The organism is Microbacterium sp. PI-1, assembly GCF_004337555.1.
GTDB lineage: Bacteria > Actinomycetota > Actinomycetes > Actinomycetales > Microbacteriaceae > Microbacterium > Microbacterium aurugineum.
Map to the genome: position 1 here is coordinate 245892 of NZ_SJYZ01000003.1, position 15328 is coordinate 261219.

The 15328-nt window shown below is 68.1% G+C and carries 12 protein-coding genes; 10 read left to right on the forward strand and 2 right to left on the reverse strand.

What is annotated here, in order from left to right; translation table 11 throughout:
- The first annotated feature begins 19 nt into the window (after positions 1-19).
- The 3 genes from E0W80_RS05090 (at position 20) to E0W80_RS05100 (ending at position 4093) form a co-directional block, all read left to right on the forward strand.
- The gene (locus E0W80_RS05090) at positions 20-1561 is read left to right on the forward strand and encodes a molybdopterin-dependent oxidoreductase (RefSeq protein WP_131491562.1); all 1542 of its coding nucleotides are present in this window, start codon (positions 20-22) and stop codon (positions 1559-1561) included.
- A gap of 64 nt (positions 1562-1625) precedes the next feature.
- Positions 1626-3203 (forward strand): methionine--tRNA ligase, encoded by a 1578-nt coding sequence (gene metG, locus E0W80_RS05095; protein WP_047519155.1) that lies wholly within the window; start codon positions 1626-1628, stop codon positions 3201-3203.
- A 14-nt stretch (positions 3204-3217) separates the two neighbouring features.
- Positions 3218-4093: a TatD family hydrolase gene (locus E0W80_RS05100; RefSeq protein WP_131491563.1), complete on the forward strand. Its 876-nt coding sequence runs from the start codon at positions 3218-3220 to the stop codon at positions 4091-4093.
- A 136-nt stretch (positions 4094-4229) separates the two neighbouring features.
- Here E0W80_RS05100 and E0W80_RS05105 read toward each other — a convergent pair whose 3' ends face one another.
- A complete protein-coding gene (locus tag E0W80_RS05105; protein ID WP_240740456.1) occupies positions 4230-5489 on the reverse strand; it encodes an MFS transporter in 1260 nt (419 codons plus the stop codon).
- A gap of 54 nt (positions 5490-5543) precedes the next feature.
- Here E0W80_RS05105 and rsmA point away from each other — a divergent pair, with 54 nt between their 5' ends.
- The 7 genes from rsmA (at position 5544) to E0W80_RS05140 (ending at position 13900) form a co-directional block, all read left to right on the forward strand.
- Positions 5544-6437, forward strand: coding sequence for a 16S rRNA (adenine(1518)-N(6)/adenine(1519)-N(6))-dimethyltransferase RsmA (gene rsmA / locus E0W80_RS05110; RefSeq protein ID WP_131491564.1), 894 nt, complete (start codon positions 5544-5546; stop codon positions 6435-6437).
- Positions 6434-7501: an L-glyceraldehyde 3-phosphate reductase gene (gene mgrA / locus E0W80_RS05115; RefSeq protein ID WP_131491565.1), complete on the forward strand. Its 1068-nt coding sequence runs from the start codon at positions 6434-6436 to the stop codon at positions 7499-7501. The genes rsmA and mgrA overlap by 4 nt, the downstream gene beginning before the upstream one ends.
- Before the next feature lie 7 nt (positions 7502-7508).
- Positions 7509-8441 (forward strand): 4-(cytidine 5'-diphospho)-2-C-methyl-D-erythritol kinase, encoded by a 933-nt coding sequence (locus E0W80_RS05120; RefSeq protein ID WP_131491566.1) that lies wholly within the window; start codon positions 7509-7511, stop codon positions 8439-8441.
- A 118-nt stretch (positions 8442-8559) separates the two neighbouring features.
- Positions 8560-9573 (forward strand): LacI family DNA-binding transcriptional regulator, encoded by a 1014-nt coding sequence (locus tag E0W80_RS05125; protein WP_047519167.1) that lies wholly within the window; start codon positions 8560-8562, stop codon positions 9571-9573.
- Positions 9574-9835: 262 nt separating this feature from the next.
- Positions 9836-11356, forward strand: a complete 1521-nt coding sequence (gene mmsA, locus E0W80_RS05130) for a multiple monosaccharide ABC transporter ATP-binding protein (protein ID WP_269406200.1) — start codon at positions 9836-9838, stop codon at positions 11354-11356.
- Complete coding sequence (gene mmsB / locus E0W80_RS05135) at positions 11353-12723, forward strand: multiple monosaccharide ABC transporter permease (protein WP_047519171.1); 1371 nt, start codon at positions 11353-11355, stop codon at positions 12721-12723. The genes mmsA and mmsB overlap by 4 nt, the downstream gene beginning before the upstream one ends.
- A gap of 61 nt (positions 12724-12784) precedes the next feature.
- Entirely contained in the window at positions 12785-13900 is a 1116-nt protein-coding gene (locus E0W80_RS05140; protein WP_131491567.1) for a sugar-binding protein, read from the forward strand.
- Between the two features lie 95 nt (positions 13901-13995).
- Here the strand turns inward: E0W80_RS05140 and E0W80_RS05145 are convergent, their stop codons facing one another.
- The gene (locus E0W80_RS05145; RefSeq protein WP_131491568.1) at positions 13996-15309 is read right to left on the reverse strand and encodes an HNH endonuclease signature motif containing protein; all 1314 of its coding nucleotides are present in this window, start codon (positions 15307-15309) and stop codon (positions 13996-13998) included.
- Between the last annotated feature and the right edge of the window lie 19 nt (positions 15310-15328).

Here is a 15328-nt window from a genome sequence, read left to right on the forward strand (position 1 = left end):
GCCGCGTTACCCTCAGGTCATGACGAACCCGACGCGTGCGACGAGGGAGGACACGTTCCGCGCCGCCGCAGCGGGGTTGAGCGCATCGTTCCTCGCCGTCGGCCTGGCGGAACTCGTCGCCGCGGTGGTGGAGCCGAGCGCGAGCCCGTTCGCCGTGATCGGGAGCGGGCTCATCGACCTCGCTCCGAGCTGGGCGAAGGACACCGCCATCGCGCTGTTCGGCACCGGTGACAAGGCGGCCCTGATCGTGGGCATCGCCGTGGTGCTCGTGGTCGTCGCCGCTGTCGCGGGAATCCTGGAGCGACGACGGTCCGGTGTCGGCGCCGTGGTCCTGGGGGCGCTCGGTGCTCTCGCCGTCGTCGCGGCGATGGTTCGCCCCGGCGCGGGGCCGTTCGCCTGGCTGCCCGGGCTGGTCGCCGGTCTCGTCGCCGTGGTCGTCCTGCGCCTCCTGATCGCCCGACTGCGTCCGGTCGCAGGACTCGGATCCGACGACGAGGACCGGAGACGATTCCTGCTGTGGACCGCGGGTGTCGCCGCAGCGGGTGCCGTCGCGCTCATCGTCGGCAACGTCGCGCGCGGCGCGAGCCGATCGATCGAAGCGGTCCGCGACGCGCTGCGGCTGCCCTCGGCGGCACGCGCAGCAGCGGCGGTTCCCGCCGGTGCCGAGCTGGGGATACCCGGCCTCGCCCCTGTCGTCACTCCGAATGCGGACTTCTACCGCATCGACACCGCGCTCATCGTGCCGCGGGTGGACCCGGCCGACTGGTCGTTGCGCATCCACGGGATGGTCGAGCGCGAGATGGAGATCACCTGGGACGAGTTGCTCGCGATGCCGATGCAGGAGTCCGACGTCACGCTCGCGTGCGTGTCGAACGAGGTCGGCGGATCCCTGATCGGCAACGCGCGCTGGCTCGGGCTCCCCGTGCGGGATCTGCTCGCGCGCGCGGGCGTCGACGCCGATGCGGACATGGTGCTCTCGACCTCGGCCGACGGGTTCACGGCGTCCACACCGATCGAGGCCCTCACCGACGACCGCGATGCGCTGCTCGCGATCGGGATGAACGGCGAGCCGCTGCCGATCGAACACGGCTTCCCGGTGCGGATGGTGGTGCCGGGGCTCTACGGCTACGTGTCCGCCACGAAGTGGGTCACGCAACTGGAGGTGACGCGGTTCGACCGCGCCACCGCCTATTGGACGACACGCGGATGGTCCGAGCGCGGACCCATCAAGCTGCAGTCGCGCATCGACGTCCCTCGCCGGGGGCAGCAGGTCACCGCGGGGGATGCGGTCATCGCGGGGATGGCCTGGCAGCAGCACGTCGGCATCGCGGGAGTGGAGGTGCGTATCGACGACGGGCCGTGGCGCGCGGCCGAGCTCGCGACCGCGATCTCCACCGACACGTGGGTGCAGTGGAGCCTCGACTGGGTCGCGGAGAGCGGCACGCACACCATCGAGTGCCGGGCGCTCAACGTCGACGGCGAGACGCAGACATCCGATCCTGCGGCTCCCGCCCCCGACGGCGCACAGGGTTGGCATCGCATCGACGTCTCGGTGGCCTGAGCGCGGGATGCGACCGCCGCCCGCACGGCGTAACCACGCCCCGCATCCCACCTAGAATTGCTCCATGCCCGCAGGCGAATCGTTCTACATCACCACACCCATCTACTACCCGTCCGACGTGCCCCACATCGGCCACGGGTACACGACGGTGGCCGTCGACACGCTCGCACGGTGGCACCGCCAGGCGGGCGACGACACCTGGATGCTCACGGGCACCGACGAGCACGGCCAGAAGATGCTGCGGGCGGCCGCGGCGAACAACGTCACGCCGCAGGAGTGGGTCGACAAGCTCGTCAGCGAGAGCTGGTTCCCGCTGCTGACCACGCTCGACGTCGCCAATGACGACTTCATCCGCACCACCCAGGAGCGCCACGAGACGAACGTGCAGACGTTCTTCCAGCGCCTGTACGACCGCGGCTACATCTATGCGGGCGAGTACGAGGCTCTCTACTGCGTGGGCTGCGAGGAGTTCAAGCCCGAGTCGGAGATCGTCGACGGCACCGGTCCCTTCGAGGGCCTGAAGGTGTGCGCCATCCACTCGAAGCCGCTGGAGCTGCTGCAGGAGAAGAACTACTTCTTCAAGCTCAGCGAGTTCCAGGACCGGCTGCTCGAGCTCTACAAGACGCGACCCGACTTCGTGCGCCCCGACTCGGCGCGCAACGAGGTGGTGTCGTTCGTGAGCCAGGGCCTCAAAGACCTCTCGATCTCGCGGTCGACCTTCGACTGGGGCATCCCGCTCCCGTGGGACGAGTCGCACGTCATCTACGTGTGGGTCGATGCGCTCCTGAACTACGCCACGGCCGTCGGCTACGGCTCCGATGAAGAGACCTTCGAGCGTCGCTGGCCCGCCTACCATGTGGTCGGCAAGGACATCCTGCGCTTCCACGCCGTCATCTGGCCCGCTCTGCTGATGGCGGCCGGCCTCGAGGTGCCGCAGGGCGTCTTCGCGCACGGCTGGCTGCTGGTCGGCGGCGAGAAGATGTCGAAGTCGAAGCTGACCGGCATCGCGCCGACCGAGATCACCGATGTCTTCGGGTCCGACGCCTACCGCTTCTACTTCCTCTCCGCGATCGCCTTCGGACAGGACGGGTCCTTCTCGTGGGAAGACCTGTCCGCTCGCTATCAGGCTGAGCTCGCCAACGGCTTCGGCAACCTGGCTTCGCGCACGACGGCGATGATCGAGAAGTACTTCGAGGGCATCGTGCCGCCGGCGGCCGAGTACACCGAGAAGGACCTCGCCATCCAGAAGATCGTCGCGGAGGCGGCGGCGAACGCGGATGCGGCGGTCACGCAGTTCCGCATCGACGAGGCTATCGCCGCGATCTGGACGATCGTCGACGCCCTCAACGGCTACATCACCGAGAACGAGCCGTGGGCGCTGGCCCGCGACGAGGACCAGCGCGCGCGTCTGGGCACGGTGCTCTACACCTGCGCGGAGGGGCTGCGCGCACTCGCCGTGCTGCTGTCGCCCGTGATGCCGCAGTCGACCGAGAAGCTCTGGATCGCGCTCGGCGCTGCGGAGACCTTGGGCCGTCTGCAGGACCAGCCGATCCGCGAGGCCGGAGCCTGGGGCGTGCTGCGCCCCGGTACCAGCGTCAACGGCCTCGCACCGCTGTTCCCGCGGGTGGAGTCCACGGCCTGAGCCGGCCGGACGAGATGGCGGACACCTATGTGCGCGAGCGCTCGGGCGACGGACGCAAGGATCTGAAGTACCCGGCCGCCCCCGAGCCGCTGACGGTTCCGGTGTACGACAACCATGCGCACCTGGAGATCGTGGACGGCGACGAGCCGCTGTCGCTGACCGAGCAGCTCGATCGGGCGGCGGCGGTGGGCATCGCCGGTGTCGTGCAGGCCTCCGGCGACATCGAGTCCTCGCGGTGGGCGGTCGAGGCCGCGGCCGCCGATCCGCGAGTCCTGGCTGCGGTCGCGATCCATCCGAACGACGCGCCGACGTATGCGGAGGAGGGGCGTCTCGACGAGGCGATCGCGGTGATCGACGAACTCGCCGCGCATCCACGCACCCGCGCGATCGGCGAGACCGGGCTCGATTTCTTCCGCACGGAGCCGGAGCGACGGGATCCGCAGTTCGAGTCGTTCGAGGCGCACATCGATCTCGCGAAGAAGCACGGCATCGCCATGCAGATCCACGATCGGGATGCGCACGACGCGGTGCTGGAGACCCTCGCCCGTGTCGGTGCCCCGGAGCGGACGGTCTTCCACTGCTTCTCGGGAGATGACGCGATGGCGCGCATCTGCGCGGACGCCGGCTACCACCTGTCGTTCGCGGGCAACGTCACGTTCAAGAACGCCCAGAACCTGCGCGACGCGCTGAAGGTCACGCCTCTCGATCGCCTCCTGGTCGAGACGGATGCGCCGTTCCTCACCCCCGTGCCACTGCGGGGCCGACCGAACGCGCCCTACCTCGTCCCGATCACGGTGCGTTTCATGGCGGCCGAGCTCGGTGTGGAGGTGGATGAGCTGTGCGCCCAGCTCGCCGAGAACACGCTCAGGATCTACGGTTCGTTCGTCTGAACCTGTTCCACCGGCTTCGCAGTACACGTGTCGGGAGTTTGCGCATATGCCGGAGCAAAAGGGCGATCCCTCCCGACAAGCGCCCATCCTCCCGACAAGTGCGCAGCGGATGCCCGGTCGGCGAGGGGCGGAAGGATCAGGCGGCGTCGATCGGATCGGGATCGGCAACCGGCTTCGCGGACACGATGTGTGAGATCGGCTTCCACACCAGCAGCAGTGTGAGTGCCGCGCCGCCGAACGCGAACCACCACGGGGCGGTCAGGCCCCAGACCTGGGCGATCACGCCGCCGAGCGCCTGCCCGACGATCATGCCGCCGAAGACTCCGACCATGTTCACGGAGGCCACGCGACCCTGAAGCTCAGCGGGGACCAGCCGCTGCCGGACGGTGGTCGAGATCGTCGCCCACACGAACGCGTACGCGCCGAAGAAGAACATGATGATCAGCGCGACCCAGCCGGTGGTGGTCAGCGCGAACGACAGATGCATGAGCACTTCGAGCGAGAGCACGATGCGCATCAGGGTGGCGAAGGACACGTGCCGTTCGAGCCACCCGAAGCTGAGGGTCGCGAGGATCCCGCCCGCCGCCGATGCGGTCGTGAGTGCCCCGTACCCGACGGCGCCCATCTGCAGGTGTTCCGTCGCGTAGAGCACGAGCACACCCCAGGGAGCTGCCCACGTGATGTTGAAGACGAGGATGATCAGCACGAGCATCCGCACCGGGGGATTGCGCCACAGCCACCGCAGCCCCTCGGCGATGTCGGTGTGCACGGGCGAGTGGGCCTCGGCGGCTCGGGGCGGCACGGGCGTTTTCGCCATGCGGGAGATGAGGACGACCGCGAGGGCCACGCACACCGCTTCGAGCAGGAACGGCCAGGCCATGCCCGCGGCGAACAGGAACGCGCCCAGCGGGGGACCGGCGAACTGATTCGCGACCAGATAGCCGGCCTGCAGGCGGGCATTGCCGATGCCGAGGTCGGCGGGCTTCACGAGCATCGGCAGGAGGGTGCTCCCCGTCGTGTCGACGAACACCTCGGCGGTGCCGTACAGGAAGGCGACGGCGAGCACGATCCAGATGTTCGCGGCGCCCGTGACGAGGAACCCGCACAGCGCGACGAGGACCACCGCGCGTGCGGCGTTCGCGAGCATGACCAGTCGGCGACGGTCGAAGCGGTCGGCGATCGCCCCCGCGTGCAGGCCGAAGAGCAGCCACGGGAGGAACTGCAGGATCGCCCCCGTCGCCACCAGCATGGGCGATGACGTCATGGATGCGATCAGCAGGGGAGCGGCGGCGAGGGCCACTCCGTCACCGACGTTGCTGGTCCACGACGACGCGAGCAGCCAGCGGAAATCCCGGCCCATGCGACGTGGGGCGACGATCTCTCCGAGTGATGGCACCAGAGAAGACTACTGACGGCGGGGGACATCTGCCGCGTGGGGGACAATGGGAGGATGACCGTCACCCTGCTCGGCGCCACCGAGATCCGCCGCCTCGCCGCTGAGCTCGACGTCACTCCGACGAAGAAACTCGGCCAGAACTTCGTCACGGACGCCAACACCGTCCGCAAGATCGTGCAGGCGGCCCGGGTGCAGCCGAGCGAGCGCGTGGTCGAGGTCGGCCCCGGACTCGGCTCGCTCACGCTGGCGATCCTGGAGACCGGGGCTTCGGTCACCGCGGTCGAGATCGATCACCGCCTCGCCGCGCGACTCGCCGAGACCGCCGCCGCGCACGGCGTGGAGGCCGAGCGGCTCACGGTCGTCGATGCCGACGCCCTGCGCATCACGGAACTGCCCGGAGAGCCGACCGTGCTGGTCGCGAACCTCCCGTACAACGTGTCGGTGCCGGTGCTGCTGCACTTCCTCGAGAGTTTCCCCTACCTGCAACGCGGCGTGGTGATGGTCCAGGCCGAGGTCGCCGAGAGGCTCGCCGCCGAGCCGGGCTCCAAGATCTACGGGTCGCCCAGCGTCAAGGCCGCCTGGTACGGCGAGTGGAAGCTCTCCGGCACCGTCTCCCGCCAGGTGTTCTGGCCGGTGCCGAACGTCGACAGCCTGCTCGTCGGCTTCGACCGTTCCGAAGGGGAGCGGGGGACCGAGGAGGAGCGTCGCCGCACGTTCCGGATCGTCGATGCGGCGTTCAACCAGCGCCGCAAGATGCTCCGCCAGGCTCTGTCGGGGATCTTCGGCAGCTCCGCGGCGGCGTCCGAAGTGTTGATCGCCGCCGGTGTCGCGCCGACGGCGCGGGGCGAAGATCTCACTGTCGAGGACTACCACCGGATCGCGCAGCAGGCGGCGGCGTCCGATGTCCTCGACGACGACGTCGCCTCACCCAGTAATCTGGCACCGTGACCGACTCCCCCCGCTTCCGCCCCGATGTCCCCGAGCTGCACCGTCCGTATGCCGCGGACGAGAGCCGCTATCAGCAGTTCGCCTACCGCCAGGTCGGCACGTCCGGCCTGTATCTGCCCCCGATCTCGCTCGGGCTGTGGTGGAACTTCGGCGACAACATCCCGCTCGACAACCAACGCGCACTGCTGCGCCACGCGTTCGACCGCGGCATCACGCACTTCGATCTGGCGAACAACTACGGCCCGCCCTACGGCTCGGCCGAGAAGAACTTCGGTCGCATCTTCGCGGAGGACTTCCGTCCGTACCGCGACGAGCTGATCATCTCGTCGAAGGCCGGCTGGGACATGTGGCCCGGCCCCTACGGCGACTTCGCGAGCCGCAAGTACATCCTCGCCAGCGCCGAGCAGTCGCTGACCCGCATGGGCCTCGACTACGTCGACATCTTCTACTCCCACCGGGTCGACCCGGTCACCCCGATCGCCGAGACGATCGGAGCCCTCGACACCCTCGTGCGCCAGGGCAAGGCGCTCTATGTGGGCATCTCGTCCTACAGTGCTGAGCGCACGGCCGAGGCCGTCGCGGTCGCGAAGGACCTCGGCACGCCGCTGGTCATCCACCAGCCCGCGTATTCGATCCTCAACCGCTGGGTGGAAGACGGCCTGACCGACACCCTCGAGCAGTCGGGCCTGGGTGCGATCGCCTTCACGCCGCTGGCACAGGGGCTGTTGACCGACAAGTACCTGGGGGACGGCACGGCGGAGCGTGCGCAGAAGCGCGGTTCGCTGCCGGACGGGCGCCTCACCGACGAGGCCGTGCAGACGCTGCGAGCGCTGAACGAGGTCGCGCAGGGGCGTGGTCAGTCCCTCGCCCAGCTCGCGCTGCAGTGGACGCTGCGCAACCCCGTCGTGGCTTCCGCCCTGATCGGCGCCTCGCGTCCCGAACAGCTCGACGAGAACATCGCCGCGGTGAACGGACCCGCCTTCCAGACGGAGGAGCTCGCCCGCATCGACGAGCTGGCCGGCGCGATCGACGTGAATCTGTGGGCGAAGTCCTCGGAACTGTGATCCGCTCATGAGCCTCGCCGCGTCCACCGACTCCGTGCACGTACGCGCACCGGGCAAGATCAATGTCTTCCTCGGGGTCGGCGGTCGGCACGACGACGGGTATCACGCGCTGGCGACGGTCTTCCAGGCGGTGTCCCTCTACGAAGACGTCATCGCGCGCCCCGCTGACGAGTTCTCGGTCACCGTCTCCGGGGTGGAGGATGTCGACTCGGTTCCGCTGGACGACCGCAACTTGGCGATGCGCGCGGCCAAGCTCCTCGCCGTCGCCGTGGATCATCGAGGCGGCGTCGCCCTCGAGATCCGCAAGAGCGTGCCGGTCGCCGGCGGCATGGGCGGAGGCTCGGCGGATGCCGCTGCCGCCCTGGTCGCCTGCGATGCGCTGTGGGGAACGGGGTTGTCACAGGCACGGCTGCACGACCTCGCCGCCCGTCTCGGCGCGGATGTGCCGTTCGCCCTGCACGGCGGCACCGCGGTCGGAACCGGGCGCGGCGACCAGTTGAACCCGGCACTCGCCCGCGGACGCTTCGACTGGATCCTGGTGCCCAGTGAGGAGGGCTTGTCGACGCCCGTCGTCTACGGGCGCCTCGACCAGTTGCGCGAGGAGGAGGGCGCGCTCGCCGATGATCCGCCGCTGTCGCTCGACGTGCCGATCCCGGTCCTGCAGGCGCTCCGGTCGGGCGACCCGGGGCAGCTCGCCGCGTGTCTCGAGAACGATCTGCAGCCCGCAGCCCTCTCCGAGCGTCCCGATCTCGCCGACACGATCGCGCAGGGGGTCGCCGCCGGAGCGCTGCAAGGCATCGTGTCCGGCTCGGGGCCGACCGTGGCGCTCCTGTGCCCCGATCCGGAGACGGCCCAAGACGTGCAGTCCGCTCTGCGGGCGTCCGGATTCGATCCCCTGCACGTGCACGGCCCGGTTCCGGGCGCCCGCATCATCGGCTGACCGGCGGTGCCCGCGGACGACCGTCCTGAGCAGCGACCGTGCTCGAAAGATGCACCCGCGCGCCCCGGCAGACATAATGAAGTGACGATGTGACCGTGCACACGCGAGGAGGCACCTGATGTCCAGTGCAGCCGAGCGTGCGCGGCAGCCGAGCATCCGCGATGTCGCCCGCCTCGCCGGGGTGTCTCATCAGACGGTCTCCCGCGTCCTGAACGACCACCCGAGCATCCGCCCCGAGACGAAGGCCAAGGTCCTCGACGCGATCTCCGTGCTCGACTATCGGCCGAACCTCGCCGCCCGCGCTTTGGTGACCAGCAAGTCGAACGTGCTCGGGATCCTGTCCGCGACGATCGGGGAGTTCGGGCCGACCTCCTCGATCGCGGGCATCGAGGATGCGGCGCGCGAGGAAGGCTACGCGGTCTCGACCCTCAACCTCCCGGCGACGACGCCGGAGGCGATCGGCAACGCGGTGCGCCAGCTGGCGCGCGAGCAGGTGGACGGGATCGTGGTGCTCGCCCCGCAGGTGCGTGTGTTCCATGTCCTCCGCGGTATGTCGGTGGACATGCCTTTCGTCACGCTGCAGACCGCGTCGGGATCCGACGGGGTGAGCCTGTCGGCGGATCAGGTGGCGGGGGCCCGGGCGGCCACGGAGCATCTGATCTCCCTCGGCCACAGCGACATCCTGCACCTCGCGGGCCCGCAGGACTGGATCGAGGCGGAGTCGCGCATGCGCGGCTACCTCGACGGTCTGCGTGAGGCGGATCTGCCGACGTTCCCGCCGATCCGTGGGGACTGGACCGCCGACTTCGGGTACTTCGCGGGCAAGGAGCTCTCGCGACGGCGGGACTTCACGGCGGTGTTCGCTGCCAACGACCTGATGGCGATCGGGCTCATGCACGGCTTCCGCGACGCCGGACTCCGTGTGCCGCACGACGTGAGCGTGATCGGGTTCGACGACATCCCGGTCGCCGCGCATGTGGCTCCCACACTGAGCACGGTTCATCAGGACTTCCCCGAGCTGGGCCGGCGCGCGGTGCGGATCCTCCTCGCACAGATCCGCGGCGAGGAAGCCCCGGCGTTCGGGCCCTTGCAGACGGTGCTGCGCGCGCGCGAGTCCGCCGCCGCTCGCTGACGGGTTCGTACCGCGCTCCGCGCGACGTTCGAGATCATCGAATCCTTTCGATCCCTGGCCTCGCCTGGAGGCGCGGGATCGCGCGGATCGCGGTGGGGTCACGGTCGGTATCCGAAATACCGGAGCGGACTTGACAGCGCCTCGTCGTGAGTGGACGATGTATTTCAATGTGAACGGTCACATCGAAGGTGACCGCACGTCGCAAGGAAGATCCGTGAGCACCACAGCAACGTTGCCTACCGTGTCAGGCCCCATCCTGGAGATGCGCAGCATCACCAAGGAGTTCCCGGGCGTCAAGGCGCTCGCCGACGTCTCGATCACCGTCCGCGCCGGCGAGATCCACGCCATCTGCGGCGAGAACGGCGCGGGGAAGTCGACTCTGATGAAGGTCCTCTCCGGGGTCTACCCCTACGGGACCTACGAGGGGGAGATCCTGCTCTACGGCCAGGAGCAGAGGTTCAAGGACATCGTCGCCAGCGAGCAGGCGGGCATCGCGATCATCCACCAGGAACTCGCGCTGATCCCCGAGCTGTCCGTCACCGAGAACATCTTCCTCGGCAACGAGATCCAGCGCGGCGGACGCATCGACTGGCAGGCCCAGAAAGAGCGCACGATCGAGCTGCTCGCCCGCGTGGGCCTGAATGAGGACCCGGATGCGCAGATCAAGACGCTCGGTGTCGGCAAGCAGCAGCTGATCGAGATCGCGAAGGCGCTCAACAAGGACGTCAAGCTGCTGATCCTCGACGAGCCGACCGCCGCCCTGAACGAGAACGACTCGCAGCACCTGCTCGACCTGATCCTCGGGCTCAAGGCCAAGGGCATCGCGTCGATCATGATCAGCCACAAGCTCAATGAGATCGAGCAGATCGCCGACGAGATCACGATCATCCGCGACGGTCGCACGGTCGAGACGCTCGACATCTCCCGTGGCGAGATCAACGAGGACCGGATCATCCGCGGCATGGTCGGTCGGTCGTTGGAGAGCCGCTACCCGGATCGCACGCCCGAGATCGGCGAGGTGTTCTTCGAGGTCAAGGACTGGTGGGTGCAGCACCCGACCGTCCCGGAGCGCATGGTCGTGAAGGGGTCGAACATCACCGTCCGGCGCGGCGAGGTCGTCGGCATCGCGGGACTCATGGGCGCGGGGCGCACCGAGTTCGCGATGAGCCTGTTCGGCCGCTCCTACGGCACGTTCCTCTCGGGCACACTGATCAAGGACGGCCAGGAAGTCGTGCTGCCCGACGTGGCGTCGGCGATCAAGCACGGCCTCGCCTACGTGAGCGAGGACCGCAAGGTGCTCGGGCTCAACCTGCTCGACACGATCAAGAGGTCGGTGGTCGCCGCGAAGCTCTCGAAGATCGCCAAGCGCGGCGTCGTCGATGCGCGCGCCGAGTTCGCCGTGGCCGAGGACTATCGCAAGGCCCTTCGCATCAAGACCCCGTCGGTCGAAGAGGGCGTCGGCAAACTCTCCGGCGGCAATCAGCAGAAGGTCGTCCTGGCGAAGTGGATGTTCACCGACCCCGACCTGCTGATCCTCGACGAGCCCACCCGCGGTATCGACGTCGGTGCGAAGTACGAGATCTACGCGATCATCAACGAGCTCGCGGCGCAGGGCAAGGGCGTCATCGTCATCTCGAGCGAGCTTCCTGAGCTCCTGGGCATCTCCGACCGCATCTACACCGTCTTCGAAGGTCGGGTCACCGACTGCATCCCGGCCGATCAGGCGACACCTGAGGACCTCATGCGCAGCATGACCTCCGCGACCCAGAAAGCAACCGCATGACCACCGACACCACCGCAACGAAGCGCGGCTTCCACTTCAAGGACATCACGAAGATGTTCGGAGGCGGTCAGTCGACCCTCCGCCAGTTCGGCATCCTCGGCAGCCTCGTCGTCATCCTCGTCGTCTTCCAGGTGCTGACCTGGATCGTCAAGGGCACGGGCCTCACGCTGTCCTCGGGCAACCTGATCAACGTCGTCAACCAGTACTCGTACATCCTGATCCTCGCGATCGGCATGGTGATGGTCATCATCATGGGCCACATCGACCTCTCGGTGGGGTCGGTGGCCGCGTTCACCGGCATCGTGGTCGCGAAGGCCATGGCCGACTGGAACCTCCCCTGGCCGCTCGGTGTGCTCCTCGGCCTCGGGGTCGGCGTGCTGGTCGGTGCCTGGCAGGGGTTCTGGGTCGCCTATGTCGGGGTGCCGGCGTTCATCGTGACGCTGGCGGGCATGCTGTTCTTCCGCGGTGCGAACCAGTGGGTCGGTGACTCGCAGTCCGTTCCCGTGCCGCAGGGCTTCAAGGTCATCGGTGCCGGCTACCTCCCCGAGCTGCCGTTCATCCCCGTGCCGTTCAACGTGTTCACCATGCTGCTCGCGCTGCTGGGCGTCGCATGGATCGTGTTCTGGGAGATCCGCACCCGGCGCGTGCAGCACAAGATGGGGGCCGAGACGGCGCCGCTGTGGGTGAGTGTCACCAAGGTCGTGCTCATCTCGGCCGTGATCCTGATCGCGGGCTGGCTGTTCGCCACCGGGCGTGAGGGCACCAGCTTCCCGATCTCGGGCATCATCCTGCTCGCCCTGGTGATCCTCTACTCGTTCATCACGAACAACACGGTCTTCGGTCGTCACATCTACGCGGTCGGTGGCAACCGGCAGGCCGCGCGCCTGTCGGGTGTGAAGGACCGCTGGGTCGACTTCTTCGTGATGATGAACATGTCGGTGCTCGCGTCGCTGGCCGGCATGATCTACGTCGCCAGGGCGACGGCCTCCGGTCCGCAGGACGGCAACGGCTGGGAGCTGGATGCGATCGCCTCGGTCTTCATCGGTGGCGCGGCTGTCTCGGGCGGTATCGGAACCGTGATCGGGTCGATCATCGGTGGTCTCGTCATGGCGTTCCTGAACAACGGCCTCGCCCTGCTCGGCGCCGGCGCAGACGTGGTGTCGATGATCAAGGGTCTGGTGCTCCTGTTCGCCGTCGGTGTCGACGTGTGGAACAAGCAGCAGGGTCGCCCGTCGATCATCGGCTTCCTGACGCGTCGATTCGGACGCAAGCAGGATCCGGCCACCGACACGTTCGATCCGACCAAGACGAACTATCCCACCAGCCAGAAGTACGAAGCCCCCGCCGTCGACGAGACGCGCGGTTAGGAGAGGTCGCTTCGCGCGCGCTCGCGTGACACGACCTTCACACACCAGAGAAAGAGATCACATGAAGAAGATTCTTCTGTCGGCGACAGCGCTTGTCGTCGCGGGCGCCTTCGCCCTCACCGGCTGCTCCTCGGAGCGCGGCGGTGGCACGGACTCGGGATCGGGGGACGAGGCCAAGGGTTTCGCCGCTGACGCCACGATCGGTGTCGCCCTTCCGGACAAGACCTCGGAGAACTGGGTCCTCGCCGGTCAGCTGTTCACGGACGGTCTCAAGAAGGCCGGCTTCAAGGCGGACGTGCAGTACGCGCCCGCCAGCAACACGGTCGCGGAGCAGCAGAACCAGATCCAGGCGATGGTCACCGGTGGCGCCAAGGTCATCATCATCGGTGCGAAGGACGGCAAGCAGCTCGCCACGCAGGTCGAGGCCGCTCGTGACGCGGGCGTGACCGTCATCGCCTATGACCGTCTGATCGAGAACACGGAGGCCGTCGACTACTACGTCGCGTTCGACAACTTCAAGGTCGGTCAGCTGCAGGGCCAGGCTCTGCTCGATGGACTCGCCGAGCGTGCGGGACACGAGGCTCCGTACAACATCGAGCTGTTCTCGGGCTCGCCGGATGACGCGAACTCCGCTGTGTTCTTCAACGGCGCGATGGACGTGCTCCAGCCGAAGATCGACGACGGCACGCTCAACGTCGTCTCCGGCCAGACCGAGATCGCCCAGACGGCGACCGAGGGCTGGAAGGCCGAGAACGCCCAGCGTCGCATGGACTCGATCCTCACCTCGACGTACAGCTCCGAGACGCTCGACGGCGTCCTCTCGCCGAACGACACGCTCGCTCGCGCCATCATCACCTCGGTGCAGCAAGCCGGAAAGCCGGTCCCGGTGGTCACGGGTCAGGACTCCGAGGTCGAGTCGGTGAAGTCGATCATGGAGGGCATCCAGTACTCCACGATCAACAAGGACACCACGCTCCTCGTCGAGCAGTCGATCAAGATGGTCGGCCAGCTCCAGAAGGGTGAAGAGGTCGACGTCAACGACACCGAGCAGTACGACAACGGCGTGAAGGTCGTTCCGGCTTACCTGCTCGACCCGATCATCGTGACCAAGGAGAACGCGGCAGAGGCATACGCCAACGTCCCGAGCCTCCTCGAGATCGTGAAGTCGTACCAGTAACTCGCACGGCACACATCCTCACGGATACGCGAACCGTCCGGGCCCTCGGGTCCGGGCGGTTCGTCGTTCAACCGGTGCACATGCCCGGGAGGCGCTCAGAACGGTGCGGTCACCGGATCGGCACTCGTGAAGGTCACCGTGTTCTGCGGAGGCGGCCGGTCGATGTACGTGCGACCGGTCGGGCTCGTCCACTCCAGCACGCCGCCCGAGGTCTGGTCGACGTGCCAGGGGGAGTGGTGTTTGAGCATGTGATGTCGTCGGCAGAAGGCGGCAAGGTTTCCGTGGGCGGTCGCCCCTCCGGTCGAGGCCGCATGATTGTGGTCGAGGTCGCACTTGCGCGCCGTGATCCCGCATCCGGGAAACCGGCACCGCTGGTCCCGCGCGCGGAGATGCCGCCGGAGATGCTCACTCGGGCGGTAGCGGTCGACAGCGAGCATTTCGCCAGAGATCGGATGCGTCAGCACGCGGTCCCAGCCGGTCGCGGAACCTGCCAGCGTGCGAGCGGTCGTGACGTCGATGGGGATCGTTCCGTCGAGCTCGGCCGGTGATGAGGTCGTCGGAGCGTCATCGTCCATCAGAGTGAGCACCGGCACCGTGACCTCGACGCGGGCGCGGACCTCGCCCAGCAGGCTGTCCGCCGTGTCATGGCCCGCGGGGGATCCTGTGAGAACGAGGTCGGCGAGCAGATCGGCGCGCAACTGATCGACCGTGCGGTCGTCGGCGGGGAGTCCGGCGGCCGAAGCGTCCTGTGCCGCTCGCGCGTTCTCCTCTTTCACCGCATGCGCCATCTGCGACAGCCGGTCGAGCATGCCGTGCAGGAGGACCGCGGGTCCGCGCGCCCCCAGCTCGGCCATCCCGTCGTCAAGGTCCTTCACCCACACGCGGCGCAGCTCGTGGGCATCGCGATGCCGCTCGGTGAGACTGCGCTCCTGGAACCGCTCGGCAAGACGCCGCACGATCCGCCGAAGCCGATTCGGGGATTCCGTCACGGCGACCTCCACGGCCTCCGCGGCGTAGGCGGCGCGATGCGCAGCCTCGTCGAGATGCGCGCCCGCCTCGACGATGACCCGGGAGTGCGCGGCACTGATGCGCCCTTCGCCCTGTGCCTCCCATACCGCCGGGAATCGCTCGACGAGCCACGTGGCCTCGGCCATCTTGCGCTCGATCGTGCGGTCGCTCAGGGGCTGCGCCGCGCCGATCTCGGCAGCGACCGTGCGGATCGCCATGTCGCCGTGATCGGGGTGGGCGGCGCCGCGGGCGATGTCGACGGCCAGGCGTCCGGCCATCGCGAGCATGCCGTCGCGGGCCGCCTGCATGCTGCTCAGAGTGCTCTCCGCGGCCTCGAGCGACGCGACCAGATCGGCGAGCATCGCCATCTGGGAATCGGTCGCGTCGAGCAGTGCGGTCATGACTTCAGTCCATCACCGA